The organism is Streptomyces sp. NPDC001068 (assembly GCF_042897315.1).
Lineage (GTDB): Bacteria > Actinomycetota > Actinomycetes > Streptomycetales > Streptomycetaceae > Streptomyces.
The window spans coordinates 587,328-613,145 of the sequence record NZ_JBIAYD010000003.1 but is presented as its reverse complement, the minus strand read 5'-3'; the positions used below and the strand labels follow the sequence as shown (position 1 = coordinate 613,145).

The 25,818-nt window shown below is 70.4% G+C and carries 24 protein-coding genes; 13 read left to right on the top strand and 11 right to left on the bottom strand.

The window, feature by feature from the left end; all coding sequences use genetic code 11:
• Positions 1 to 61: 61 nt before the first annotated feature.
• Positions 62 to 1,015: a LysR family transcriptional regulator gene (locus ACFY3I_RS12170; protein WP_390860474.1), complete on the top strand. Its 954-nt coding sequence runs from the start codon at positions 62 to 64 to the stop codon at positions 1,013 to 1,015.
• A gap of 81 nt (positions 1,016 to 1,096) precedes the next feature.
• On the opposite strand, the gene ACFY3I_RS12165 is transcribed toward ACFY3I_RS12170, so the two are convergent.
• A complete protein-coding gene (locus ACFY3I_RS12165; RefSeq protein ID WP_390860473.1) occupies positions 1,097 to 1,858 on the bottom strand; it encodes a prolyl oligopeptidase family serine peptidase in 762 nt (253 codons plus the stop codon).
• A gap of 124 nt (positions 1,859 to 1,982) precedes the next feature.
• On the opposite strand from ACFY3I_RS12165, the gene ACFY3I_RS12160 reads away from it, so the two are divergent.
• Positions 1,983 to 3,140: an adenosine deaminase gene (locus tag ACFY3I_RS12160; protein WP_390860472.1), complete on the top strand. Its 1,158-nt coding sequence runs from the start codon at positions 1,983 to 1,985 to the stop codon at positions 3,138 to 3,140.
• 173 nt (positions 3,141 to 3,313) lie between these two features.
• Positions 3,314 to 3,664, top strand: coding sequence for an ATP-binding protein (locus ACFY3I_RS12155; RefSeq protein ID WP_390860471.1), 351 nt, complete (start codon positions 3,314 to 3,316; stop codon positions 3,662 to 3,664).
• 82 nt (positions 3,665 to 3,746) lie between these two features.
• Here ACFY3I_RS12155 and ACFY3I_RS12150 read toward each other — a convergent pair whose 3' ends face one another.
• The 5 genes from ACFY3I_RS12150 to afsQ1 all read right to left on the bottom strand — a co-directional run bounded on the left by ACFY3I_RS12150 (position 3,747) and on the right by afsQ1 (position 7,581).
• Positions 3,747 to 3,944, bottom strand: coding sequence for a PspC domain-containing protein (locus tag ACFY3I_RS12150; protein ID WP_365284105.1), 198 nt, complete (start codon positions 3,942 to 3,944; stop codon positions 3,747 to 3,749).
• A 111-nt stretch (positions 3,945 to 4,055) separates the two neighbouring features.
• On the bottom strand, positions 4,056 to 4,607 hold the full coding sequence (locus tag ACFY3I_RS12145) for a VanZ family protein (protein ID WP_390860470.1): 552 nt from the start codon (positions 4,605 to 4,607) through the stop codon (positions 4,056 to 4,058).
• A 102-nt stretch (positions 4,608 to 4,709) separates the two neighbouring features.
• Entirely contained in the window at positions 4,710 to 5,312 is a 603-nt protein-coding gene (locus tag ACFY3I_RS12140) for a hypothetical protein (RefSeq protein ID WP_390860469.1), read from the bottom strand.
• The gene (locus ACFY3I_RS12135) at positions 5,312 to 6,907 is read right to left on the bottom strand and encodes an ATP-binding protein (protein ID WP_390860468.1); all 1,596 of its coding nucleotides are present in this window, start codon (positions 6,905 to 6,907) and stop codon (positions 5,312 to 5,314) included. The genes ACFY3I_RS12140 and ACFY3I_RS12135 overlap by 1 nt, the downstream gene beginning before the upstream one ends.
• Positions 6,904 to 7,581, bottom strand: a complete 678-nt coding sequence (gene afsQ1 / locus ACFY3I_RS12130) for a two-component system response regulator AfsQ1 (protein ID WP_177232965.1) — start codon at positions 7,579 to 7,581, stop codon at positions 6,904 to 6,906. Before afsQ1 ends, ACFY3I_RS12135 begins: the two co-directional genes overlap by 4 nt.
• A 252-nt stretch (positions 7,582 to 7,833) precedes the next feature.
• On the opposite strand from afsQ1, the gene ACFY3I_RS12125 reads away from it, so the two are divergent.
• On the top strand, positions 7,834 to 8,571 hold the full coding sequence (locus ACFY3I_RS12125) for a SigE family RNA polymerase sigma factor (RefSeq protein ID WP_365284113.1): 738 nt from the start codon (positions 7,834 to 7,836) through the stop codon (positions 8,569 to 8,571).
• A 241-nt stretch (positions 8,572 to 8,812) separates the two neighbouring features.
• Here the strand turns inward: ACFY3I_RS12125 and ACFY3I_RS12120 are convergent, their stop codons facing one another.
• A complete protein-coding gene (locus ACFY3I_RS12120) occupies positions 8,813 to 9,457 on the bottom strand; it encodes a uridine kinase (protein ID WP_390860467.1) in 645 nt (214 codons plus the stop codon).
• 127 nt (positions 9,458 to 9,584) lie between these two features.
• Here ACFY3I_RS12120 and ACFY3I_RS12115 point away from each other — a divergent pair, with 127 nt between their 5' ends.
• A complete protein-coding gene (locus ACFY3I_RS12115; RefSeq protein ID WP_365284117.1) occupies positions 9,585 to 9,992 on the top strand; it encodes a hypothetical protein in 408 nt (135 codons plus the stop codon).
• Between the two features lie 101 nt (positions 9,993 to 10,093).
• Here ACFY3I_RS12115 and ACFY3I_RS12110 read toward each other — a convergent pair whose 3' ends face one another.
• The 3 genes from ACFY3I_RS12110 to deoC are packed head-to-tail and all read right to left on the bottom strand — an operon-like array spanning position 10,094 to position 13,391.
• On the bottom strand, positions 10,094 to 10,990 hold the full coding sequence (locus ACFY3I_RS12110; RefSeq protein ID WP_390860466.1) for an aldehyde dehydrogenase family protein: 897 nt from the start codon (positions 10,988 to 10,990) through the stop codon (positions 10,094 to 10,096).
• Positions 10,983 to 12,419 carry an aldehyde dehydrogenase family protein gene (locus tag ACFY3I_RS12105; protein ID WP_390860465.1) on the bottom strand — a complete coding sequence of 479 codons (1,437 nt, stop codon included), beginning with the start codon at positions 12,417 to 12,419 and terminating at the stop codon, positions 10,983 to 10,985. Before ACFY3I_RS12105 ends, ACFY3I_RS12110 begins: the two co-directional genes overlap by 8 nt.
• Before the next feature lie 21 nt (positions 12,420 to 12,440).
• The gene (gene deoC / locus ACFY3I_RS12100; RefSeq protein WP_365284318.1) at positions 12,441 to 13,391 is read right to left on the bottom strand and encodes a deoxyribose-phosphate aldolase; all 951 of its coding nucleotides are present in this window, start codon (positions 13,389 to 13,391) and stop codon (positions 12,441 to 12,443) included.
• Between the two features lie 137 nt (positions 13,392 to 13,528).
• Here deoC and ACFY3I_RS12095 point away from each other — a divergent pair, with 137 nt between their 5' ends.
• The gene (locus ACFY3I_RS12095; protein WP_390860464.1) at positions 13,529 to 14,230 is read left to right on the top strand and encodes a PH domain-containing protein; all 702 of its coding nucleotides are present in this window, start codon (positions 13,529 to 13,531) and stop codon (positions 14,228 to 14,230) included.
• A gap of 423 nt (positions 14,231 to 14,653) precedes the next feature.
• On the opposite strand, the gene ACFY3I_RS12090 is transcribed toward ACFY3I_RS12095, so the two are convergent.
• Complete coding sequence (locus tag ACFY3I_RS12090; RefSeq protein ID WP_390860463.1) at positions 14,654 to 15,418, bottom strand: calcium-binding protein; 765 nt, start codon at positions 15,416 to 15,418, stop codon at positions 14,654 to 14,656.
• 476 nt (positions 15,419 to 15,894) lie between these two features.
• Here ACFY3I_RS12090 and ACFY3I_RS12085 point away from each other — a divergent pair, with 476 nt between their 5' ends.
• The 7 genes from ACFY3I_RS12085 (at position 15,895) to ACFY3I_RS12055 (ending at position 25,740) form a co-directional block, all read left to right on the top strand.
• The gene (locus ACFY3I_RS12085; protein WP_390860462.1) at positions 15,895 to 16,281 is read left to right on the top strand and encodes a DUF1508 domain-containing protein; all 387 of its coding nucleotides are present in this window, start codon (positions 15,895 to 15,897) and stop codon (positions 16,279 to 16,281) included.
• Between the two features lie 208 nt (positions 16,282 to 16,489).
• On the top strand, positions 16,490 to 17,479 hold the full coding sequence (gene pstC / locus ACFY3I_RS12080; RefSeq protein ID WP_365284129.1) for a phosphate ABC transporter permease subunit PstC: 990 nt from the start codon (positions 16,490 to 16,492) through the stop codon (positions 17,477 to 17,479).
• A 14-nt stretch (positions 17,480 to 17,493) separates the two neighbouring features.
• Positions 17,494 to 18,774: a phosphate ABC transporter permease PstA gene (gene pstA, locus ACFY3I_RS12075; RefSeq protein ID WP_390860461.1), complete on the top strand. Its 1,281-nt coding sequence runs from the start codon at positions 17,494 to 17,496 to the stop codon at positions 18,772 to 18,774.
• Between the two features lie 38 nt (positions 18,775 to 18,812).
• Entirely contained in the window at positions 18,813 to 20,504 is a 1,692-nt protein-coding gene (pstS, locus tag ACFY3I_RS12070) for a phosphate ABC transporter substrate-binding protein PstS (RefSeq protein ID WP_390860460.1), read from the top strand.
• Positions 20,501 to 22,999: a hypothetical protein gene (locus ACFY3I_RS12065; RefSeq protein ID WP_390860459.1), complete on the top strand. Its 2,499-nt coding sequence runs from the start codon at positions 20,501 to 20,503 to the stop codon at positions 22,997 to 22,999. Before pstS ends, ACFY3I_RS12065 begins: the two co-directional genes overlap by 4 nt.
• 169 nt (positions 23,000 to 23,168) lie before the next feature.
• Entirely contained in the window at positions 23,169 to 24,179 is a 1,011-nt protein-coding gene (locus ACFY3I_RS12060; protein ID WP_365284135.1) for a substrate-binding domain-containing protein, read from the top strand.
• A 103-nt stretch (positions 24,180 to 24,282) separates the two neighbouring features.
• Positions 24,283 to 25,740, top strand: coding sequence for an Ig-like domain-containing protein (locus ACFY3I_RS12055; RefSeq protein ID WP_390860458.1), 1,458 nt, complete (start codon positions 24,283 to 24,285; stop codon positions 25,738 to 25,740).
• Positions 25,741 to 25,818: the final 78 nt, after the last annotated feature.

The following is a 25,818-nucleotide window of genomic DNA, read 5'->3' as shown; positions in this document are numbered from 1 at the left end:
CCTCGAACGTACGGACCCCCTTTTGATCCGTCCAATGCACGGAATCGTCATAATCGTTCCCATGGAGCATCAGCGGAGGTCAGCGGGGCGCCTGTCACCGGACAGTGACACGGAAGACATGACGATGTTGCTGGCTCCACGTCTCGCGTACTTCGCGGGCGTGGCCCGCACGGAGCATGTCACCAGGGCCGCGCAGGAACTCGACGTCCCCCAGTCCACGCTCTCCCGTGCGATGGCCCGCCTGGAACAGGACCTGGGCGTCGGCCTCTTCACCCGCCACGGCCGTACGGTCTCCCTCACCCCGGCCGGCCGCACCTTCCTCACCTCGGTCGAACGGGCCCTCGCCGAGGTCCGGCGAGCCGCCGACGAGGTACGCGCCGACGCCGACCCGACCACCGGCAAGGTCGCCTTCGGATTCCTGCACACGATGGGCGCGGAGACCGTCCCCGGGCTGCTCCAGGCCTTCCGCGTCGACCACCCGCGGGTCCGCTTCAGCCTCGTCCAGAACTACGGCGAGGCGATGATCGAGAAGCTCCGGGCGGGCGAACTGGACCTGTGCCTGACCTCGCCGGTGCCGGACGCCCCCGACCTGGTGGCCAGGCGCCTGGACGAACAGAAGCTCCGCCTTGTGGTGCCCGCGGACCACCCCCTGGCCGCCCGCAAGCGGGTGCGTCTCGCCGAGGCGGCCGACGAGACGTTCGTGACCCTGGAGCCGGGCTACGGCCTGCGCCGCATCACCGACGACCTGTGCGAGGAGGCCGGCTTCCGGCCGCGGGTCGCGTTCGAGGGGGAGGAGGCGGAGACGCTGCGGGGTCTGGTGGCGGCGGGGCTCGGAGTGGCGCTGCTGCCCCCGCCGGCCTTTCCCCGCCCGGGCGTCGCCGAACTCACCGTCACGGCCCCGAGGGCGGCCCGGGAGATCGGTGTGGCGTGGCTGGACGGCCACCCGGACACCCCGCCGGTGGCGGCCTTCAAGCGGTTCCTGCTGTCGAGAAGGGGCAACTTGCTCCCCGCATAGGGGAAAGCGCTCCTCGGGGGCGCGGGGAACCGCGTGATCGACCGCGAACCACCCGCACCCCGGACGCGACGCCCCCGACCCCTACCGTCTCAGGGACCGCCCGAAGCCCGCCGCCAACGGCATCCGCAACCCGATCGGCGGCGGCGCCGCCAGCGCGTCCTCGACCGGCCGCGAGACCCGGTGCCCGTACAGCGCTCCCAGGACGAAGTCCGAGGCGAGCGAGAGAACCTCGTCCCGGTGCTGATGCAACCCGTGGCCGTCGGAGTGCACTTCGAACCGGCACACCTCGCGGTTGGCCTTCTTGGCCCGGGCCGCCAGCCGGAACGACAGCTCGGGGTCGGTGCGTTCGTCGTTCGTGCCGTGCACGATCAGCACCCGGTTCCCCACCAGCTGCCGTACCGGTTCCTCGGGCGCAGCCACGTCCGTCTCCGGCAGCCAAGGGGCGATGGAGACCACGGAGTTGACCGCCTCGTGGCCGCCCGCGCGCAGCGCGGCCCGGCCGCCCATGCCCAGGCCCAGCAGGCACACCGGGACGTCGCCGTACCGCCGTACCACCTCGTCGGCCGCCCAGCTCGCGTCGCCCGCGAGATGCGCCTCGTCGCCGTTCCAGCCGCGGTAGCGGTAGTGGACCAGGTGTGCGGCCAGCCCGTCGTCGCGGCCGTCCCGGGCGAGCCGGCGTCCGAGTGCGCGGACGAAGGGCGTCGCCCATACGGGGGACGGTCTGCGGGCCGAGTTCTCCTCGCCGCCCGGGAGCAGCAGGACCGCTCCGGTCACGGTCGTCGGCTCCTGGCCGACTGCTCTGCCCAGTCTGGCCGTTCGGACCGGCGTCGCTTGCTGTGCCATGACAGAACAGTGTCAGAAGAAGCGGTGTACGCGACCCGTCGGTGCGGTCACCGTTGCGTATCGACGGAAAACGGAATACGCAGAGTACCGAGCGATCTACGCGCGTAGGAGTTACAGTGCGGAGATGACGAGCCAGAGCATCGCGAACACCCCGACGCCGGAGCAGATCCGCCGGGCACCGAAGGTTCTGCTGCACGACCATCTCGACGGCGGTCTGCGACCCGGTACGGTCGCCGAACTCGCCGACGAGACCGGGTACACCGGGCTTCCCGAGTCCGATCCGGACAAGCTCGGCCGCTGGTTCCGGGAGGCCGCCGACTCCGGCTCGCTGGAGCGCTACCTGGAGACCTTCTCGCACACCGTCGGGGTCATGCAGACCCGGGACGCCCTGGTACGGGTGGCGCGGGAGTGCGCGGAGGACCTCGCCGAGGACGGCGTCGTCTACGCCGAGGTGCGGTACGCGCCCGAACAGCACCTCGAGAAGGGCCTGTCCCTCGAGGACGTCGTGGAGGCCGTCAACGAGGGCTTCCGGCAAGGCGAGGCGCTCGCCCGGGAGAACGGCCGGCGGATCCGGGTCGGCGCCCTGCTCACCGCCATGCGGCACGCGGCCCGCTCCCTGGAGATCGCCGAACTCACCAACCGCTACCGGGACCTGGGCGTCGTCGGCTTCGACATCGCCGGTGCCGAGGCCGGCTTCCCGCCCACCCGGCACCTCGACGCCTTCGAGTACCTCAAGCGCGAGAACAACCACTTCACCATCCACGCCGGCGAGGCCTTCGGGCTGCCGTCCATCTGGCAGGCCCTGCAGTGGTGCGGCGCCGACCGGCTCGGTCACGGCGTGCGGATCATCGACGACATCCAGGTCCACGACGACGGCACGGTCAAGCTCGGCCGGCTCGCGTCGTACGTCCGCGACAAGCGGATCCCGCTGGAGCTGTGCCCGAGCTCCAACCTCCAGACCGGGGCCGCCGCCTCCTACGCCGAGCACCCGATCGGGTTGCTGCGACGGCTGCACTTCCGGGCCACCGTGAGCACGGACAACCGCCTGATGTCCGGGACCAGCATGAGCCGGGAATTCGAGCACCTTGTCGAGGCATTCGGTTACACGCTCGACGACCTGCAATGGTTCTCCGTCAATGCGATGAAATCAGCGTTCATTCCTTTCGATGAACGACTCGCCATGATCAATGACGTCGTCAAGCCCGGATATGCGGAGCTGAAATCCGAATGGCTGTTCCGGCAGACCGCCTCCACCAGCGGTTCTGTCGATCCGGAGAGCTGAACGCGGACTCCGGCGGGACTTGGAATGCGGACGGGTATTCGGTATCCGTCCGCATTTCTGTGTTTGCGGCCGGTGGTCCGGCATGTTTACGGTCGTGGACCGCTCAGCGCGTTCACGAAGACCCCGTCAAAGATCCCTGACACCCGTCACCGTATTCCAAGGAATCATCAACGATGAAGCAGTCTGCCGCCAAGACCCTCGGTGTCGCCGCTCTCGGTGCCGCCTTCGCCGCCGTCGGCGCGGGCGCGGCCTCCGCGGCCCCGGCCGTCCCGGACTCGCAGGCCCTGGACACCGTCACCAAGACCCTGCCCGCCGAGAACGTCGCCAAGGCCCTCCCGGGCGCCGGTGAGGCCCTGACGCAGGGCCGCAGCGCCCTCGCCACCGGTCTCGCCGCCGCCCAGCCCGCCGCCGAGCAGGCTCTCGCGGCCGGTCCGACCAAGCCCGTCGCCGGCCTCCTCGGCGGACTGCCGATCCAGGGCATGCCCACCCACGGCCTGCCGGTGAACGGGATTCCGATCGGCTGACCCCTCCCCGGCCGGCCGGCAACGCCGTCGGGGCGCCCCGGAATCATCCGGTGCGCCCCGACGGCGTCGGCGTACCCGGGTGTCACCAGGCGGTGGCCCTGTCCTCCGCGGGGAGGAGTATCCACAGCGCGATGTAGAGCAGGAACTGCGGGCCCGGGAGCAGGCAGGACAGCAGGAAGATCACCCGCATCGTGGTGGCGGAGGTGCCGAAGCGGCGGGCCAGCGCGGCGCACACTCCGCCGATCATGCGGCCATGGGTGGGGCGGGCGAGGCTGGACATCCGCGTCTCCTTCGTGAGGGTCCGGTGCCGTGGGCGACCGGTGCGAGGCGGCCCGTGCGGCCCCTCGTCCACCTACGACACTACGGAGACGAACCCGGTCGAAGCGTCGCTCTACGGGGCGATCCCCACCCTGGGAATCGTCGGGGTACGACCCTGAGCCGCGTCCTCCTGCGGGAGGGCTGAGTGCCACCGCGGCGCACCGCGCCCGCGCAGCCGGGCGCGGGCCGCGGGAACCACCGCCAGATGCGCGACGAGCACGCCGGCCGTGTTCAGCAGGACCGAGTCGACGTCCACCACGCGCCCCGGCACCCCGGTCTGGAGCAGGGCGATGCCGAGCGAGAGCAGGGCCCCCGCGGTGGCCGTACGGACCAGCGAGGCGAGCGGCGAGACGTCGAGCCTGCCGTGGGCCATCGGGAGCAGCACCCCCAGCGGGGCGAGCAGCGCGAGGCCCTCACCGATGCGGTGGGCCGCCACCCGCGGGCCCAGCGCCAGGTCCGCGCGGATCCCGGCGAACGGGTGCAGGTTGGCGGGCATCACCCACGGCACGTCCAGGGGCCGCAGCATCAGCCAGGCGACGACCGCGAGGTGTGCGACAAGGAGGACACCCCCCGTCACACGGATGCGGATCGCGGCGCTGCCGCCGATGGAGCCTGGACGCTGCACGCCCCCCAAGACGCCCACCCGCACACGAACGGTTCCGGATACGCGGGATGAGGCCTTCGACACACGGCCGGTCCGGCACCCGTCAGGAACGCCGGACCGCTCTCACCCGGAGGAGACCTCACCGGACGGCGGCCGGTTCCCGCTCGGCGAGTTCCGCACCGCGTCCGTGCACTCGTACCGCAGCAGCGGCTCCCGCCCGGGCCCGCCCAGGATCACCGAACCGTCGCCCTCGGCCGCGGCCGAGTCGGAGAGCGTGCACACGATCTGCCCCAGCGCGTACGACGTCAGCTGGGCCGGCGAGGTGCTCAGCCGCAGCGTGTCCTCGGGATCCCCGCGCCGGGGCCCGACGACGGACATCCCGCCGCGCACGTACGTGGAGTAACCCGCCGCCTTCTCGGGCTCCGTGGGCGTCTCGGCGAGCTGGTCCAGGAGCCCCTGGGCGACGATCACCCGCCGCTGCGCGTCCGCCGTGCCCTCCGGGACCCGCACCTCCCGGTCCACGGTCACCAGCGAGGAGCCGCACAGCAGGAACACCTGCACCGGCACCCCGCGTGCGGACTGCGCCGACTCGTCGGGCTGGGTCATCGAGCAGGGCACCCGTGAGGGAGCCCCGCCGAAGTCGGTCGGCACCTCGGTGGCCCGGATCCCGCACCCGGAGAGCGCGAGCGCCAGTGCGGCGACGGCCAGGAGTCTTCGTGCGTGCATCAGGCGTCCTTCTCCCCGGCTTCGGCGGCGTCCGCGACCCCGCCGTCCGCGGCGTCCTTGCCCGGCTCGGTCAGGGTCGAGGCGTCCCTGGGCAGCCGCAGGGTGAACACCGCGCCGCCCTCCGGTGAGTTGGCGGCGGTGATCGAACCGCCGTGGATCCGGGCGTTCTCCGTCGCGATGGACAGGCCGAGGCCGCTGCCCTCGGAGCGCGGCCGGGAGGCGCTCGCCTTGTAGAACCGGTCGAAGACGTGCGGCAGGACGTCCTCGGGGATGCCGGGCCCGTGGTCGCGTACGGCGACCACCAGCTCCCCGCCCTCCTCGTCCATGCGCACCGACACCCGCACCGGCGAACCGCCGTGCTTGAGCGCGTTGCCGATCAGGTTGGCGAGGATCACGTCGAGGCGGCGCGGGTCGAGGCTGGCGTGGATGCCGCGCTCGGCGTCCAGTTCGACGGCGTCCAGCCAGGCCCGGGCGTCGATGCAGGCGGTGATCTGGTCGGCGATGTCGACGTCGTCCAGGACCAGCCGGGCCGTACCGGCGTCGAAGCGGGTGACCTCCATCAGGTTCTCGACGAGGTCGTTGAGGCGGCGCGTCTCGCTGACGACCAGCCGGACGGCGGGTTCGATCATCGGGTCCATCGAGCCGGACTCCGCCTCCAGCTCCTCCTCCAGGATCTCGGTCACGGCGGTGATCGCGGTGAGCGGGGTGCGCAGTTCATGGCTCATGTCGGCGACGAACCGGCGCGAGGCGTCGTCGCGGGCGGCCATGTCGTCGACCCGTTTCTCCAGCGCCTCGGCCGCGTCGTTGAACGTCCTTGACAGATCGGCGAGTTCGTCGGTACCGGAGACCCGTAGCCGGGTGTCCAGCTTGCCCTCGCCGAGCCGTCGCGCGGCCACTCCCAGGCGGTGCACCGGCTTCAGCACGGTCGTCGCGGCGGCCTGCGCGAGCAGCGCGGAGCCGATGAGGGCGAGACCGGTGGCGATGCCCAGCGACCACGCCAGCGAGTTGAGGTCCTTCGCCTCCGGCTCCAGGGACTTCATCATGTAGCCGGTCGGACCGCCGCCGATCAGCCGGGTCCCGGCCACCAGGTAGGGCGTGCCGTGTTCCACGACCCGCTGCCAGTAGAGGTGGTACGCGGACTTGTTGGAGTCGGTCAGCTTCTGCTGCTTGTCGACGGCCGTGCGCAGCGAGCGGGGCACGTCGTCGAGCGCGAACGCGCTCAGCCCGTCCGAACTGCCGTACACCGTCTTGCCGTCCGGGTCCTGGCCGACCAGTAACACGCTGAACCGCTGGCTGCTGTTGGCCATCTGCCCGGCCGTGCGCTGGAGTTCGTCCTGGGTGGGATGGACGGGCAGCGCACCGGCCCGGTTCTGCATCTCCTGCTGGAAGTCGCGCAGCACCGCGTCCTGCGTGCGGGTGAGCACGGCCTCGCGGTTCAGCCAGTACGCGATGCCGGACGCGGACACGGCCGCGGTCAGCGCGACGAGCCCGAAGACCACGACCAGCCGCAGCCGCAGACTGGTGAACCGCAGCCTGGACATGGCGCCCCTGCGATCCGCGGCCCAGCCGCGGAAACCCCCTTGCCGGTCGGTCACTGAGGGGCGTCCAGGCGGTAGCCGACACCACGGACGGTACGGATCAGGGTCGGCGAGGAGGGCACGTCCTCCACCTTGGCACGCAGCCGCTGCACGCAGGCGTCCACGAGCCGCGAGTCACCGAGGTAGTCGTGCTCCCAGACCAGCCGCAGCAACTGCTGCCGGGACAGCGCCTGTCCGGGCCGCCGGCTCAGTTCGAGCAGCAGCCGCAGTTCGGTCGGCGTCAGCTGGAGATCCTCGCCGTTCTTCGTCACGGTCATCGCGGACCGGTCGATGACGACGTTGCCGAAGGTCGCCGAGTCGGTGGACTCCCGCTCCCCGCGGCGCAGCACGGCCCGGATCCGGGCGTCGAGCACCCGGCCCTGGACGGGTTTGACGACGTAGTCGTCGGCCCCGGACTCCAGCCCGACCACCACGTCGATGTCGTCGCTGCGCGCGGTCAGCAGAATGATCGGCAACTGGTCCGTGCGCCGGATCCGCCGGCACACCTCGAACCCGTCGATGCCGGGCAGCATGACGTCGAGGACGATCAGATCGGGCCGCTGCTCGCGCAACAGCTTCAGACCGTCCTCACCGGTCGCAGCGGTGGCCACCCGGTGTCCCTGGCGCGTCAGTGAGAGCTCCAGGGCCGTACGGATGGCGTCGTCGTCCTCGATCAGCAACAGGGAAGGCACGGGCTCATTCTGGCCCATGAGAGGCCGGTCGTACGACCTGTGCGGCTCGTAGCCGTCCGCAAACCTCGCCGGCGCCACCACCTGTGCATCCCGTGTGGACGCTCTGTGCCGAATCCCTGTGACAGGTCTGTGACAGTCGGCGGATACGGCCGTGAAGGTGGCCCGGCAGAGTTCTCGGCACAGGCAGGGCGAGCGGGCGGCGCAGAGCCTGGGCAAGCCGAACAACCGGAAGTCCACGACGGGGGGCGCGAGATGAACACGCTGATCGGTCACAGCACCAGCGCGGTAGTCACGCGCCTGCACGACGTGCACCGGGGTTCCGAGAAGTCCGGTGCCGTGAGCGGGCGGGGGTGCGCTCGCGGCACCGGGCGTCAGCACACCGGCTACATGACGGTGGTTGACGGTTTCACGGGGGAACAGCACGGGGGATCCGCCTACGGGGAGGACACGGGGGAGCAGCGTTCGCTGACCGAGGCGGAGTTCACCGCCTACGTCCAGGAGCGCCGCGCCTCCCTGTACGCGACCGCCTACCACCTGACCGGCGACCGTTACGAGGCCGAGGACCTGCTGCAGAGCGCGCTGTTCTCGACGTACCGGGCGTGGGACCGGATCAGCGACAAGGCCGCGGTGGGCGGTTACCTGCGCCGGACCATGACGAACCTGCACATCAGCGCCTGGCGGCGCCGCAAGCTCAACGAGTACCCGACCGAGGAACTGCCGGAGACGCCCGGCGACACGGACGCGATGAGCGGCACCGAGCTGCGCGCGGTCCTGTGGCAGGCGCTGGCCCGGCTGCCCGAACTCCAGCGCACCATGCTGGTCCTGCGCTACTACGAGGGCCGCACGGACCCGGAGATCGCGGAGATCCTCGACATCAGTGTCGGCACGGTGAAGTCCAGCATCTGGCGGTCGCTCCGCCGGCTGCGCGAGGACGAGGTCCTCAGCTTCGGCCGTGACGAGGAGAACGCCTTCGGGGAGCTCGTCGCCTGAAGGTAAGGGGATCCGGGGGGATCCCGACGGGGAGGGCCTGGGGGGACTCACGGGGGACGCGAGTCAGGGCCCATGAGGGGAAAGCGAGTCCGGGGGGACTCGCGGGGGAAAGCACGGGGGAACTCCGCCACGGGGGACACGGGGGTGTTCGGCGGAGCGAAAGGGCGAGGCGGGACTGGAGGGCCGGGGGGTCCATCCAGTCCCGCCTCGCCTGTTTCCCGCTCCCAGGCCCCCGGTACGGCTACGGCTGTGACGCCGGGGTCCGGTCCGGGGCGTCCCGGCCCACCGCGGCCGCCGCCAGCCGGCCCAGCGCCTCGTCCCGGTCGCAGGGGTGCGCGCCCAGCGTCACCTGGCGGGCCACGATCGCCCGCTCCGCGCGCATCAGCCGCCAGCCGCGGCGCAGCAGGAACGGCACCGACTTGCGGCCCTCCCTGAGATCGCGCAGGAAGCGCCGCCGGAAGGTCCGCATCGGGCCCCGGCTCAGGCAGAGCGCGTCGGCCAGCAGCCCCAGTTCCCGGCAGCGCTCCACTATCTCGGCGGCGAAGATGCCCTCCGCGATGAACAGCGGGGTGTGCCCGATGTGCAGCGCCTCCGCGCCGGTACGGGCGCTCAGCGCGATGTCGTACACCGGTACCGGCGTCGTTCCCGTGGCGCAGAGCCGGGCGATGGCCTCGACGGCGATCTCCGCGTCCCAGGACTCCGGGTGGTCCCAGTCGATGTCCGAACTCCCCGCCACCAGCGGCAGAGTCGGGTCGTCGCCCTCCTTGTAGAAGTCGTCGAGACGCAGCACGGGCAGCCCGGAGCGGGCGGCGACGAGGGACTTGCCCGAGCCGGAGGGGCCGCACAGCAGCACGACACGGGCGGGGGACGGCGGATGAATGCTCACGAAACACCAGTTTGACGCATGGGGAGCCGCCTGCCGACCCCGCGGGTCGGCTTTGGAGCGTGACTCACACCTCAACTACCCTGTGTTCCTACTTGATCACATTCCGCATCCGAAGGTGGCACCAGCGATGGCCCGAACCGCGTCCTCCCCGACCCCGACCGCTCAACGCGCCCTGGTCGCGCTCGCCACGGCGGGGGTGGCGCTCGGCGCGGGCGCCGCGACGGCCGCGGCGGACACCCAGCACGTGGTGGATCCCCTGGTGCGGACCGCGCCCGCCGCGCTCGGCCAGGCCGACCCGAGCGCGGGCGTGCGGGCGCTGGGAGCCGTACTGCCGTACGTCACGGGGCCGGTGGCGGGGCTGAAACCCAACCCGTTGGCGGGTACGGGCGTCGACCCGCTGGACAACGGGGTGGGAACCCAGCTGGCCGACTTCCAGCCGGTGTCGTCGAAGATGCTGACGGGGCCGGTGGCGCAGGCGTCGTCGGTCGGGGCGCTGCCCGCGGTGGGGCAGGCGCTCGGCAACGCGGGCGGCTGAGGCCCCCCGGCACGGGTGCCGGGAGTGCCCCTGGCGGAAGGCCGGGGGAGGAACTGCGGGCAGCCCCGGGCTGCCCGCAGTTCCCCATGCCCGGAGGCGGGTCAGTACGAGGAACCCGACGCCCCCAGCGCCCCCGTGGGGTGCCAGACCGTCTTCGTCTCCAGGAACGCCGTCAGGCGCTCGGTCCCCGGCGTCGCGGTGTAGTCCACAGGCTGTGGACGCAGGACGCGCTTGAGGTTGTCGGCCGCCGCGATCTCCAGTTCCTTCGCCAGCGCCTCGTCGGCGCCCGCGAGGTCGATCGCGTTGACGTCCTGGTGCGCGGCCAGCGGCGCCGCGATCTCCGCCGTACGGCCGGACAGGACGTTGACCACTCCGCCGGGGACGTCGGAGGTGGCGAGCACCTCGGCCAGCGAGAGGGCCGGGAGCGGGGACCTCTCGCTCGCGACGACCACCGCCGTGTTGCCGGTGGCGATCACCGGCGCGACCACGGACACCAGGCCCAGGAACGACGACTCCTGCGGGGCCAGGACGGCCACCACGCCGGTCGGTTCGGGGGAGGAGAGGTTGAAGAACGGGCCCGCGACCGGGTTGCCGCCGCCGGCCACCTGGGCGATCTTGTCCGTCCAGCCCGCGTACCAGACCCAGCGGTCGACGGCCGCGTCCACGACGGCGGCCGCCTTGGACTTGCCGAGGCCCTCCGCGTCGGCCACCTCGCGCACGAACTGGTCCCGGCGGCCCTCCAGCATCTCCGCGACGCGGTAGAGCACCTGCCCGCGGTTGTAGGCGGTGGCCCCGGACCAGCCGCCGAACGCCTTGCGCGCGGCCACCACCGCGTCCCGGGCGTCCTTGCGGCTCGACTGAGGCGCGTTGGCCAGCCAGTTGCCCTTGGAGTCGGTCACTTCGTACACCCGGCCGCTTTCGGAGCGGGGGAACCTGCCCCCGACGTAGAGCTTGTAGGTCTTGAAGACGGACAGACGCTCGCTGGTGCGATCAGACATCGAGGTATGCCTCCAGACCGTGGCGGCCGCCCTCGCGGCCGAAGCCCGACTCCTTGTATCCGCCGAACGGCGAGGTCGGGTCGAACTTGTTGAACGTGTTGGACCAGATCACGCCCGCACGCAGCTTGTTCGCGACGGCGAGGATCCGCGAGCCCTTCTCGGTCCAGATGCCGGCGGACAGGCCGTACTGCGTGTTGTTGGCCTTGGCGACGGCCTCGTCCGGGGTGCGGAAGGTCAGGACCGACAGGACCGGCCCGAAGATCTCGTCGCGGGCGATGGTGTGCGCCTGGGTGACGTTCGTGAACAGCGTCGGGGCGAACCAGTAGCCGGACGAGGGGAGTTCACAGGCCGGGGACCAGCGCTCGGCGCCCTCCGTCTCGCCCTGTTCGACGAGGGAGGTGATCCGCGCGAGCTGCTCGGCGGAGTTGATCGCGCCGATGTCGGTGTTCTTGTCCAGCGGGTCGCCGAGGCGGAGCGTGGACAGGCGGCGCTTGAGGGAGTCGAGCAGCTCGTCGTGGATCGACTCCTGGACCAGGAGCCGGGAGCCCGCGCAGCAGACCTGGCCCTGGTTGAAGAAGATCCCGGTGACGATCCCCTCGACGGCCTGGTCGATCGGGGCGTCGTCGAAGACGATGTTGGCGCCCTTGCCGCCCAGCTCCAGGGTGAGCTTCTTGCGGCTGCCCGCGACCGTGCGCGCGATCTCCTTGCCCACGGCGGTGGAGCCGGTGAAGGCGACCTTGTTCACGTCCGGGTGGGCGACGAGCGCGGCGCCCGCGTCGCCGTAGCCGGGGAGGATGTTGACGACACCCCTGGGCAGGCCGGCCTGGCGGCAGATGTCCGCGAAGAACAGCGCGGAGAGGGGGGTCGTCTCGGCGGGCTTCAGGACCACCGTGTTGCCGGTGGCGAGCGCCGGGGCGATCTTCCAGGCCAGCATCAGGAGCGGGAAGTTCCAGGGGATGACCTGGCCGGCGACGCCCAGCGGCCGCGGGTTCGCGCCGTAACCGGCGTGGTCCAGCTTGTCGGCCCAGCCCGCGTAGTAGAAGAAGTGCGCGGCGACCAGCGGGAGGTCCGCGTCGCGGGTCTCCTTGATGGGCTTGCCGTTGTCCAGCGTCTCCAGGACGGCCAGCTCACGGCTGCGCTCCTGGATGATGCGGGCGATGCGGAAGAGGTACTTGGCGCGCTCCGAGCCCGGCAGCGCGGACCACTTCTCGAACGCCTTGCGGGCGGCCTTGACGGCGCGGTCGACGTCCTCGGCACCGGCCCGGGCGACCTCGGAGAGGACCTCCTCGGTGGACGGGCTGACCGTCTTGAAGACCTTCCCGTCGGCGGCGTCGGTGAACTCGCCGTCGATGAAGAGGCCGTAGGAGGGCGCGATGTCGACGACGGAGCGGGACTCGGGCGCCGGTGCGTACTCGAATGCGGTGGTCATCTTTTCCTTGGCCATGGTCGATCAGTCCACCGTCACGTAGTCGGGGCCGGAGTAGCGGCCGGTGGCCAGCTTCTGACGCTGCATCAGCAGGTCGTTCAGGAGCGAGGAGGCGCCGAACCGGAACCAGTGGTTGTCCAGCCAGTCGGCGCCCGCCGTCTCGTTCACCAGGACGAGGAACTTGATCGCGTCCTTGCTGGTCCGGATGCCTCCCGCGGGCTTCACGCCGACCTGGACCCCGGTCTGCGCCCGGAAGTCGCGCACGGCCTCCAGCATGAGCAGGGTGTTCGCCGGGGTCGCGTTCACCGCGACCTTGCCGGTGGAGGTCTTGATGAAGTCGGCGCCGGCGAGCATGCCGAGCCAGGAGGCGCGGCGGATGTTGTCGTACGTGGACAGCTCGCCGGTCTCGAAGATGACCTTGAGCCGGGCGGCGCCCGAGGCCTCCTTCACGGCGACGATCTCCTCGTGCACCTTGGCGTAGTTCCCCGCGAGGAACGCCCCGCGGTCGATGACCATGTCGATCTCGTCGGCACCCGCGGCCACCGCGTCCCGCACGTCGGCGAGCTTGACCGGCAGCGCGGCACGGCCCGCCGGGAAGGCGGTGGCGACCGAGGCGACCTTGACGGACGAGCCGGCGACGGCCTCCTTGGCGGCGGCCACCATGTCGGGGTAGACGCAGACGGCGGCCGTGGCCGGGGTCGTACGGTCCGTCGGGTCCGGGTGGACCGCCTTGGCGCCGAGCGCCCGGACCTTGCCCGGGGTGTCCGCGCCTTCCAGGGTCGTCAGGTCGACCATCGAGATGGCGAGGTCGATGGCGTACGCCTTCGCGGTGGTCTTGATGGAACGGGTGCCGAGCGAGGCGGCGCGCGCCTCCAGGCCGACCGCGTCGACGCCGGGCAGCCCGTGGAGGAAGCGGCGCAGCGTGCTGTCGGACGCGGTGACGTCAGCAAGTGCGTGGGGTGCGGTGGTGGGCATGGTCACCACCCGAGCATATCTACGCGCGTAGCGGCTGTACACCCCGAGGAAGCGGTTCTTGCCGGGTGACGCCTCCCACGGAGTGACGCCGCACACCCCGCGGGGGCAGGGCGTACGCCTGAGGCACAATCGGCGGCATGACCTCGCCCCTCGTCAAGGACCACGCCTACCGATCGCCGCAGGCGCTGATCGGCGGAGTGCTCCTGCTCGTCATCATCGGCTGGCTCGGTTTCGACGCGCTGTTCCGCGGTCACGGCCACGTCCCGTGGCTCGCGCTCGCCACGATGATCCTGGCCGTGCCGCTGGTGATCGCCTTCACCCTGCGCCCGGCCGTGTTCGCGGGACCTGACCGGCTGCGGGTGCGCAACCCGTTCCGGCTGATCACGATCCCGTGGGGGCAGGTCGCCGGCCTGCGCTCCGGCTTCTCCAACGAGGTCGTCACCGAGGGCGGCGCGAAGTACCAGCTGTGGGCCGTGCCGGTGTCCCTGCGCGGCCGCAAGAAGGCGGCGCGCCGGCAGGCCAAGGCGGCGGCGGACGCGCAGCGCGGCCGCGGCGGGTCAGGTGCCCGCGGCGGCTTCGCCTCGGGCACCGGCTTCGGCGGCCTCGGCGGCTTCGCCACCGGCACCGGCTTCGGCGGCCTGCGGCCCCCGGAGGCGGGATCGGACGGCCCCGTGCGCGCGGACACCGACAAGGTCATGGACGACCTGCGGGAGATGCTGGAGCGCCGGGGGCCGGAAGGGTCCGCGCAGGGCGAGATCACGGTCCGCTGGGCGTACGAGGTGATCGCCCCGGCCGTCGCGGGAGCGGTCCTGCTGGCGGTCCTGCTGGCGGTGGGCTGACCGCGCCGCCGCTCCCCGGCGGCCACCCGCCCGGCCGACGAGGCGTTTCGGCGCCCGCCGGTGAGGGGTGGGGCGGTCCGTGCGGGGTGACCGTCGGACGCGGTGCGGGACCGGTCCCCGCGCGCGTGGTGCCGGGCTTGCGGTCAGGCGCGGTGCCGGGCCGGCCGTGACGCGCTCGGTGTCGGACCGGCCGCCGGCCGCCGAGCACCCGACGGCCGGAGGCCTGCCTGTCGTGACGCGCCGGCCGGGCTGCCTGTCGTGATGTGCGCGGCGGCCCGGCTGTCGTGACGTGCCCGGTGTCGGGCCGGTCGTCCGGATGATCCTCGCGCGGCCGGCGTCGGGCCGGTCCCCGTGTGCGTGGTGCCGGGTCCTCCGTGGTGGAGGGCCCGGCACCGTTGGTTCAGCGGGGTGCTGGACGTCGGGTCAGCGGACGTTCACGTAGTCGGCGGGGGAGACCGCCGCGGCGGTCGTGGCCGTGCCGGCGTAGGACCAGCGGTATTCGCCGTCGGCGTACGCGCGGACCGTGGTGGAGAGCGTGCCGCCGGCGGCGGTGGTGGCGGACTTCACCTTGCTCCAGGTGCTGCAGCCCGCCGGACGGAACTGGAGTTCGGCGGACTGGCCGGCGCCGGCCGCGGCGAACGCGCCGGTCGCCCAGTCCGCGTTCTGAACGGCGCCCCTGACCGTGAGGAGCTTGCCCCACCTGACCGGCTCGGGGGTGGCGTCGACGGTGAGCTTGGTGTCGCGCAGCAGGCTGAACGTGGCGGCGCTGTCCAGGAACTGGGCGTCGCTGTCGGCGGCGACCGCGTAGGCGCTGACGCTCCAGGCACCGGCCAGCGAGTCGTCGGCCGGAGCGGTGCCGGGGGCGAGGTCGAAGGTGAGGGCGCAGGTGCTGGTGGAGTCGGTGGTCGGGCCGCAGGCCGCGGTCGAGGCCACCGTGCTGTCCTGGGCGTCGTAGGAGCCGTGGTACAGCGTCGCGTTGATCGAGTCGAAGCCGCGCGGGTCGGTCGCCGTGACCTTGACGGTGACGGTTCTCGCGCCGGTGCCGACGACGACGGGGCCGCCGTTGTTGACGACCACGCTGTTGATGACGGTGTCGCCGTACGTCTCGTCCGCGTGCGCGGCCGGAACGGCGAGGGCGGACAGGGCCATGACGCCACACGCGGCGGCGGCAGCAGAGTAAAAGCGCATGCAAGTTCCCCAAGTTGAATGCGGCGGCTCGCCAATTCCCCGTCAGCGAGCCCGAATTGACGTGTGCAGCGTACTCATCAAGTGGAGATTTTGGAATGCTTTCGTTAGTCGCCGAAGGGGCTCGGTGATTTTCCGGTATAGGGAAGTGCGGGCGAATATCGGCTGCGTCGATTCCATGGAAAACCGAAGGGAAAACTCGATACTAATTTCAGCGGACCTGGCGGCCACCTACGCGTACCGCGCCCGGCGGGCGGTGTCCCCGCGGTCGTGACCGGACCGCCCGCCCGCCTCTCGCGCCGGCTGCGGGAGAGCCATGTGAACGAGGGGCAACCATCACGTGAAGCATGCTCACTACATTAAAGAGAGGGCAATCGTTGTCACTTGTGTCTCACTACCCTGCGGGTGCCGCATGGACGAGGAACCGGCGTCCGCACATGCGGCGTTCCTGACAACGGGAATCGCAGGGGTGGGGATGGATGGCGGCAAGACAGGGGGGCGCGGCCGCATCCGGCACGCGCTGCCAGATAGACATATCCGCAGACGGGAGTTACCTGTGGCGCCTCACGGCCACGAACGGACGGGTGATCGCAGTGGCGGCCCTGACGTACCGCAGCCACGAGGAGTGCCGAACGGCGTTCGAGCGAATGTGCGCCGAAGTCCTCGGATTACCCGGAGGGGTGCACCACACCTCCGAAGGCAATGGCTGGGTCTGGCGGTTACGTGATCATTCCGGCGGGGCGCTGGCCGTGTCCTCGCGCGCCTATGAGCGGCATTCGACGTGCCAGGCCGCTTATGAGCGATTCCGGAACCTGCTGGCCGACACCGGGTCCGGCGGCGTGATCGCGTGGGCGGACATGGACTGAACCGGCCGGTCGTCGGTCCGGCAGTCCACAACAGGGTCTGATCCCGCCGCCGGCGGGTTCGGGCCCTTTTACGTACCTCATTTCGCCGCGTTCACGTCAATCCCGGAAGTTGCCTCTCGGGGGCGTCTCGTTCATTTCCGCGTGCACGGGAGTCCATCAGGCCTCAGGAGCGTCGACCCATGTGACGACGCGAACTCATGACAGACGCATGTCTCCGGCGGACGACCCTCCGAGACGCCTGTACGCCGACCCGGGCGTGTCCGACCGCCTGTTCAGGGGCGTCCTGCGCGGCGGCGGCGCCCTGGTGCTCGCGATCATGCTGCTCGTCGGCGGGTTTCTGACGTACCGGGCCTGGCAGGCGCTGTCGATCGCGAAGTGGGACTTCATCACCACCGAGACCTGGGAGCCCGACGGCGGCCACTTCGGTATCGCGGCCGTACTCGTCGGCACGATCCTCATCGCGCTCGTCGCCATCGTCTTCGCGGTCCCGTTGGCACTCGGCACCGCGCTCTACATCTCCGAGTACGCCCCGCCGAGGATCCGTCGGACCCTCATCAGTGTCGTGGACCTGATGGCAGCCGTGCCGTCGGTGGTCTACGGCCTGTGGGGGCTCTTCTTCTTCCAGGGACAAGTGGTCACGGTGTCCCGCTGGATCTCCACGTACTTCGGCTGGATACCGCTTTTCGAGGTCGACGGCGCGGACCCGCGCGACCCGCTCGCCACCGCCACCGTCTACACCTCCTCCACCTTCATCGCCGGCATGGTCGTGTCCCTGATGGTCGCGCCGATCATCTGCTCGGTGATGCGCGAGGTGTTCTCGCAGGCCCCGGTCGGCGAGCGGGAGGGTGCGTACGCGCTCGGCGCCAACCGCTGGGGCATGATCCGCAGCGTCGTCCTGCCCTTCGGCAAGGGCGGCATGATCGGCGGCACCATGCTGGGCCTGGGCCGGGCCCTCGGCGAGACCATCGCCGTGTACCTGATCATCTCGCCGGTGTTCGCGATCCAGCCGCACATCCTGCAGAACGGCACCAGCTCCGTCTCCTCGCTGATCGCCCTGCGGTACGGCGAGGCGAGCGAACTCGGCATGTCCGCGCTGATGGCCGCGGGCCTCGCGCTGTTCCTGATGACCCTCGTCGTCAACTTCGTCGCGTCGTCGATCGTCGCCCGCAGCCGTTCCGGCGCGACGAGCGACTCCTGAGGAGACCGAGCCCGATGACCGTCACCACCGCCCAGAGCCCGCCCGGCGACCAGGGACCGCAGCCGAGCCCGACGGCTCCGCCGAAGCCGCCGGCGCGGCCGGGCACGCGCCTGCCCGAACGCCGCAGGACGCTCGGCGAGTCACGCCGCAACCTGTCCACGCTGCGCGCCACCGACGTGTACGCCATGCTGGGCGCGGCCGCCGCGTCCCTCTGCGTCACCTGGGTGATGTTCGACCGGCTGCTGCCCTTCAACGGCGTGCTGGGCTTCGTCGTCATCGCCTACGCGCTCTTCGTCGGCCTGTACGCGCTGCTGGTCTCCTTCGACGAGGACGGTCCCGCGGTGCGCGACCGGGTGGCCGCGGCCGTCGTCCAGAGCCTCGGCGTGGTCATGCTGGCCGTGCTCGTGTTCGTGGTCGTCTACACCCTCTACGAGGGCCGCGACGCGCTGCCGTACCTGAACTTCTACACCCAGTCGATGGCCGACGCGGGCCCGATCGAGCCGCTCAGCGTCGGCGGCATCCTGCACGCGATCATCGGCACCCTGTGGCAGATCTCCATCGCCCTGCTGATCTGCATCCCGTCCGGACTGGTGTGCGCGGTCTTCCTCAACGAGGTCCCGGGTGCCTTCAGCCGGTTCGTCCGCACCATCGTCGAGGCGATGACGGCGCTGCCGTCCATCGTCGCCGGCCTGTTCATCTACGCGACCTTCATCCTGGCGCTGGGCTTCGACCGCTCCGGCCTCGCCGCCGCGCTGGCGATCTCCGTGATGATGCTGCCGATCATCATCCGCGCCGCGGACGTGGTGATCCGGCTGGTACCGGGCACGCTGCGGGAGGCGTCGTACGCGCTCGGCACCTCGCGGTGGCGCACGGTGTGGCACGTGGTGCTGCCCACCTCCCGGTCCGGCCTGACGACGGCGATCATCCTGGGCACGGCCCGCGGCGTCGGCGAGACCTCGCCGGTGCTGCTGACCGCCGGCTACACGGCGGAGATCAACACCGACCCGCTGCACGGCCCGATGGTGTCGCTGCCGCTGGCGACCTTCGAACTCGTCAAGTCCCCCGAGCCCACCTACATCGCTCGCGGTTTCGGCACCGCGGCGGTGCTGCTGGTGCTGGTGCTCGTCCTGTTCGTCTTCGCCCGTCTGCTCGGCGGCCGCGGGCCGGGCCGGCTGACCCGCCGTCAGGAACACCGCCGGGTCAAGGCCTCCCGCCGGGACGCGAGGCGCTTCGCCGCACAAGCCCCCCACGACCAGCCGTCAGACAGTCCCGCACCGACGAGGAGCACTCCGTGATACCCGCCCCTGTCCGTCGTCGTCCACACGCTACGCGCGTGTACCAGGCGCTGGCGCTGCTCGTCGCCATGGTCTGCGCGCTGCTGGCCGTCCATCCGCCCAACGCCTTCGCGGACACCTACACGAAGATCAGCGGCTCCGGCTCGACGTGGAGTTCCAACGCGATCGAGCAGTGGCGCCGCAACGTCCGCCAGCAGGGCATGACGGTGAACTACTCGGCGGTCGGTTCGACGGTCGGCCGCCAGCAGTTCAAGAACGGCACCTCCGACTTCGGTGTGTCCGAGATTCCCTACGGCCTCAACGACCTCGGCCAGGAGGACCCGCCGCCCACCCGTAAGTACGCGTACATGCCGATCGTGGCCGGCGGTACGTCGTTCATGTACAACCTGAAGATCGGCGGCAGGCAGGTCACCAACCTGCGGCTGTCCGGGAGCGTCCTCGCCAAGATCTTCACCGGCAGGCTGACCATGTGGAACGCGCCGGAGATCAAGACGGACAACCCCAAGCTGAACCTGCCGGCCCGCCGTATCGTCCCGGTGGTCCGCTCCGACGGCTCCGGTACGACCGCGCAGTTCACGCTGTGGATGTCCAAGCAGCAGGGCAGCCTGTGGAACGACTACTGCCGCCGGGCGGGCAAGCAGACCCCGTGCGGTCTGACGTCGTACTTCCCGGTGATCCCCGGCTCCGGCTTCGTCGCCCAGTCCGGCTCGCTCGGCGTCGCGGGCTACACGAGGCAGTCGCAGGCCGAGGGCGCCATCACCTACGTCGAGTACTCGTACGCCAGGAACGCGGGCTTCCCGGTGGCCAAGATCCTCAACCAGGCCGGCTACTACGTCGAGCCGACCGCCTCCAGCGTGGCCGTCGCCCTGACCAAGGCGGAGATCAACAACGACCCGCGGTCCGCGAACTACCTGACCCAGAAGCTCGACGACGTCTACACCTTCTCGGACCGGCGCACCTACCCGCTCTCCAGCTACAGCTACATGATCATCCCGACCAAGGTGGAGAGCGGCTTCACCACGGCCAAGGGGAAGACGCTCAGTTCGTTCAACAACTACTTCCTCTGCGAGGGCCAGCAACAGGCCGACCGGCTCGGTTACTCGCCGCTGCCGAAGAACCTGGTGGAAGCCGCCATGGCCCAGACCCGGAAGATCCCCGGCGCGGTGTCGGCCGACATCGACATCAACAAGTGCAACAACCCGACGTTCTCCGGCGGGCACAACCTCCTGATCGAGAACGCCCCCTACCCGCAGGCCTGCGACAAGAGGGGCTCCGACCAGTGCGCGACCGGCACGGGCGGTAACAAGACCCCCACGCAGGTCAGCGGCAGCTCGGGCGGTTCGGGCTCGGGCGGCTCCACGTCGGGTGGCACCGGCTCGACCGGCGGGACGGGTTCGACCGGCGGCACGGGTTCGACGGGCGGGTCCGGCTCCACGGGTTCGGGGGGCACGACGGGCGGCTCCGGAGGGACGACGACGGGCGGCACCGGCGGCGCGACCGGTGGCGGGGCCGTCGACCCCGACACGGGTGAGGCCCTCGGCGGCAGCGGGGGCACGGGGGACACCAACGTGGCCGCCAGCCCGGTCTCCCTGGGCACGGACGACTCACTCGGTCTGCGTACGGCGCTGATGGCCCTGTCGGCGGTGCTGCTGCTCGGCGTCGTCGTCGGGCCACCGGTCGTCGCGCGGGTGATGGCCGGGCGGTCGCGTCGCAAGGGGGGTGCGGCATGAGGAAGCTGCTGACGGTCCGCCCCGGGCCGCGGATTCTCGTCGCGGTGAGCTGCCTGGTGGCCGCGCTGATCGTGGCGTTGCTGCCGGTACCGCCGGGAGCCACGCCGGCGGCGGCGGCCACCACCGAGGACTCCGCGGTGACGAAGTCGGGGGTGAAGGGGAAGTACGACGACTTCTCCGGTCTGAAGGTGACGGTGCATCAGACGGAGGGGCTGCACTCGCAGAGTGTGCGGGTGAGCTGGGACGGTGGGGCGCCTACACGGCCGAGTGCCTCGTTCAACGTCGACTACCTGCAGATCATGCAGTGTTGGGGTGATGATCCTTCTGGTCCCGATCGGGAGCAGTGTGTCTTCGGCGCGGGGACGACGACAGGGGCTGGGAACGGCCGGGTCGTGCGGTACGGAACCGGGACAACGGCCGGTAGCGAAGAAGACCCCCAGGAGGACACGAAGTACACGGGTTCGTTTCCGTTCGTCCCCTTCCGCCCGGCCAACGGCGAGCCGGCGACCACGTCCTCTCACGACTACACCTACTTCGGTCCGCTGGATTCCAACGAACAGAAGGCTTCCCGGACCTTCTCGAACGGCTCCGGTGAAACGCAGTTCGAGGTGCAGGACGGAATCCAGGCGGACTACCTCGGCTGTGGTGTGAACACGGCGGCCGCCGGCAGCACCCCCGCTCCGCGCCCCTGCTGGCTGGTTGTCGTGCCCCGAGGCGTCCACGAAGCCAACGGAAACGAGATCGCCAACCCCGATAGTGACAGGCTCGTTTCCTCACCGCTGTCCGCGACGAACTGGGCCCAGCGAATCGTCTTCCGTCTTGATTTCCAGCCGGTCGACAACTTCTGTCCGGAGGGTCAGCCCGAGCGGGCCGTACCCGGGTCCGAGCTCGCGGACGACGCCGTCTCGTCGTGGGGGCCGAAGCTGTGCACGTCCCAGGGGAACACATTCACCTTCAACCGTGAGGCGGAGGAACTGGCCCGAGGAGAGGTGCTGGGCGCGACCGAGGACACGCCGGCGATGGGCGTCACGGTCGATCCGGTGGTTCAGGCGGGAGACGGACCCCGTGTCGTCCACGCGCCGCTGGCGGTGTCCGGGCTCGTGATCGCGTTCTTCATCGAAGGCCCGTCCGGTGTGATGCAGGAAATGAAGCTGACGCCGCGGCTCGTGGCCAAGATGCTCACTCATTCGTATGTGCACGATGTCCCGTGGGCGAATGTCTGCGATCCCTCCTATTGTGATTCGCTCGACGCGGCACATCTCAAGGGAAATCCACTGTATTTCACTCAGGACAAGGAATTTTTGGATCTCAATCCGGGATATGCTGACCTGGCGGCCCAAGTCGACCCTATGAGCCTGATGGTTCCGCAGGGGGATTCGGACACCACCCGGATCGTCTGGAACTGGCTTCAGTCGGACAAGGATGCCAGGGACTTCCTCTCCGGGAAGCCGGATGAGAACGGGATGCGGGTCAACCCCTATTTCAAGGAGTTGAACCTGGCGGATGAATCGGATCTGACCAACTTCCCCAAGTCGGACCCGACGGTGAAGCCCGGCATCAATTACGATCCCTCTTATGCTTTGGCGACCTATACGGTATTGGACCTCGACCCGTATACGTCCGACCTGCACGACGGGGCCGTGAAAACCCGCCGCGGCAACAACGGCCGCACCACCGTGTATGCGCAGCCGCAGGATCAGGCTCCGCCCAAGGTCGTCAATGTGGCCCCCGCGCCGGGTTTGCGTTGCGTGATGGCGATCGTCGATGCCGCGTCGGCCGCGCGATACGGACTCCAGACCGCGGCCCTGCGCAACGCCGACGGAAACTTCGTGAAGCCCTCCGTCGAATCGCTGCAGGCCGGCGTCGGTGACATGAAGGCGTATCCGGACAACTCCGCCGTGCTCAAGCCCGATCCGTCGCGGGCGAAGGGGCAGGCGTATCCGTTGACCGCCGTGACCTACGCCGCGGCCTCGGTGAACCAGGCCGCGAAGGATCGCAAGGCGTACGCGGACCTCATCAGGTATGCGGCGGGACCGGGCCAGACGCAGGGCCTGGCGGCAGGCCAACTGCCACCCGGCTACGCGCCGTTGCCGGCGAAGCTGCGCCGGCAGGCCGAGGCCGCCGCCGCCGACCTGGAACGCGGTGACCCCGGAAGCGACTCGTCGACCGGCGATCCGAACGCGAACGGCTCAGGGGGAGGCGCGGCGGGCGGCGATACCGGTGGAAATTCTTCCGGCGCGGGCGGCGGCGGATCGTCCGCGGGCGGAACGAGTGGCGGCAGCAGTTCGTCGCCATCGGCGGCAGCCGCTCCGAACGGCTCCGCGTCACCTTCGTCAGGACCGCAGCAGAATGCTGCCGCAACTCGGCAGGGAATCACTCCAGGCGATATCCTGGGCGTTATCCGGTGGGTCCTTCTCGCCGTCCTCTTCTTGGGCGGGATATCAGGTCTGGCAGGACCCGTAATGCTGCGCTACGCGCAACGGAGAATTCCCTAGGAGACACCTAGGAAGCCTGCTCGTAACCTTTCCCTCGTGGGGAATTTGTTGGCCGCCGTGCCAAATTCTGGAAATGTATGCGGCGGCCGGCCGACGGGTCGGCAGTACGAAAATCCGGATTCGCTTGAACGTCCAGTCTTCGAAAATCCAGAAACCAAGGGGTTCAGAAGTGAACGTCAAGTCTTACGCCAAGGTCGGTGCTGCTTTCGGCGCCGCGGCTCTCGGTCTCGGCATCCTGGCCTCTCCGGCCTCTGCGGACCCGTCCTCGCTGACCGACTACCGCAGCCTGGCCGCGGTCGGCTCGGACACCACCCAGTACGTCATGAACGGCCTCGCCAACGACGGTGCCGTGCAGACCGGCGGCGCCAACTACCTCGCGTCGTGGAACGCCGTCGGTGGGCTGGGCGACCCGTACCAGACCAAGGCGTCCACGGGCTGCTCGTACACCCGCGCCCAGACCAACGGCTCCAGCAACGGCATCGCCCGGCTGTCCGAGGACATCAGCAACGGTGGCACCGTCTGCATCGACCTGGCCCGCTCCTCGCGTGGCCCGAAGGCCACCGTGCCCGGCACCGACCTCACCTACGTCCCGTTCGCCCGTGACGCGGTCACCTACGCCACGAACCTCGGCAGCACCGTGCCGACGAACCTGACGAAGGCGCAGCTGGCGAGCATCTACACGAACTGCACCTACGTCAACGCCTCGGGCGCCACGGTCACCGTGGCCCCGCTGCTGCCGCAGGCCGGCTCCGGCACCCGGCAGTACTGGCTGGACTCCATCGGTGTCACCACGCCGGGTTCCTGCGTCAACCAGACCATCCAGGAGCACGACGGCACGGCGATGACCGCCGCCAACCAGCTCATGCCGTACTCGGTCGCGCAGTGGATCGCGCAGGGCAAGGGCATCGCGGACGTCCCGAACCGTCGCGGTACCTCGCGTCTGCGCAGCATCGAGGGCCAGTCCCCGACCACCGGCTCCGGCGACGCGCTCGCGCTCAACCCGAGCTTCATCTTCTCCCGCGACGTCTACAACGTCGTCCAGACGAGCCGCCTGAGCGAGAGCCTGATCTCCGAGGCGCTCTCGGACATCTGCGCGGCGCCCACCACCATCACCAAGTACGGCTTCGGCACCATCTCCAACTGCAACGCGCGCACGCTCACGGGCGGCCTGAACTCGTGATCACCGTCTGACCCTCGCGTGACGGCCGGGCACCCCAAGGGTGCCCGGCCCCACGTGCTGTTTCCCTACTCGATCAACACCCGTTCCCGGGGGGCAATTCGCCATGACAGTGCTACACCCATTCCGAAGAGCGGCTGCCGTCCTGGCCGCCTGCGCAGTGCTCGCCCTGGGCGTGGTGGCCCTGGTGGCGTCCCAGTCCCAGCCCGCCCGGGCGGCCTCGGTCGGCGAGTTCACGCTGACACCCGGCAGCGGCAGCCTCAGTGACCCGCAGCCCTTCTCCGGCTCCCTGCGGATCCCGGGCGCCTGTCCGGACGCCACCATCGAGGACGTGAACTGGAACAGCGTCCTCACCGTGTTCGTGGTCAAGGCCGACGGCACCGAGGCGAGGGTGCAGAGGGGCATCACCAACCAGGCGCCCTACACCGCGGCGTCCTCGACCGTCTCGCTCGCCGCGGCGGACAACCCGGGAATGGGGTTCGACAGCCTGTCGAGCGTCATCACGGCCGACGGAACCTACGAGCTGCGCGTACGGTGCGTGGACAACTTCAGCTGGGATCCCGCCCCCGAGGACATCGTGCCGGGTGACCCCTACTGGTCCCAGAAGATCACCGTCACCGGTGGCGACTGGGTGGTCGGGGAAGGCGCCAAGGCCACCAGCACCGAACTGGTCGCCGCTCCTCCCGTCGTCGAGCCCGGCAAGGAGGTCACGCTCACCGCGACGACCTCACCGGCGGACGCGGTCGGCGACGTGAAGTTCGTGGAGGGCGACACGACGCTGGGCGAGGCCTCCGTCGCGGACGGGAAGGCCGAGTTCAAGACGACGGCGCTGGCCGTGGGGGACCACAACATCGTCGCCCGGTTCACCCCGACGGATGCCACCAAGTTCGTGTCCTCCGAATCCGCTTCCTTCCGGGTGACGGTGCAGCCGGCGAGGTACGAGATACAGGACGCGTCGGGCACGCGGCTGGCCGACAACCCCGAGTTGGAGCGCGGTCAGGCGGTGAAGCTCATCGTCCGGCGGTGCCAGCCGAGCACGTCGTTCGCCCTTTCCATGGACCGCAACGACGCCGGGTTCCCGAGCGCCACGTCGGACGCGAACGGAACCGTGACCTGGACGGGACTCACCGTTCCGGACGACGCCGTCGAAGGCACCTCCGGGTGGACTCTGAGCCCCGGGTGCGACGCGGGCGGTTCCGAAGGAACGGTGACCACGGTCGCCTTCAAGGTGCCCGCCCCGCCCTCCGGGTCCCCGAGCGCCACCCCGACCGACGAGCCCACCGACGACCCGACGGACGACCCCACCGACGAGCCGACCGCCACCTCCACGGACGACACGGGCGGTACCACCGACGGCGGAGGCACCACCGGCGGCGACTCGACGACCTCCGGCGGCGGTTCGGGCTCCGGCGGATCCTCGGGCGGCGGCGGCCTCGCCTCCACCGGTAGCCAGATCGCCCTGTTCTCCGGCGTGGGCGCCGTCGTCCTCACGGCGGCGGGTATCGCCTTCGTACGGTACGGCCGTCGCAACGGGCTGCTGACCTTCGGCGAACCCCGCTCGTAACGGCAGGCGGAGCACGGGCGGCGGGCCCCACCCCGCCGCCCGCGCCTCCGTTTCCCCACCTCACACCTCTCCACAGGA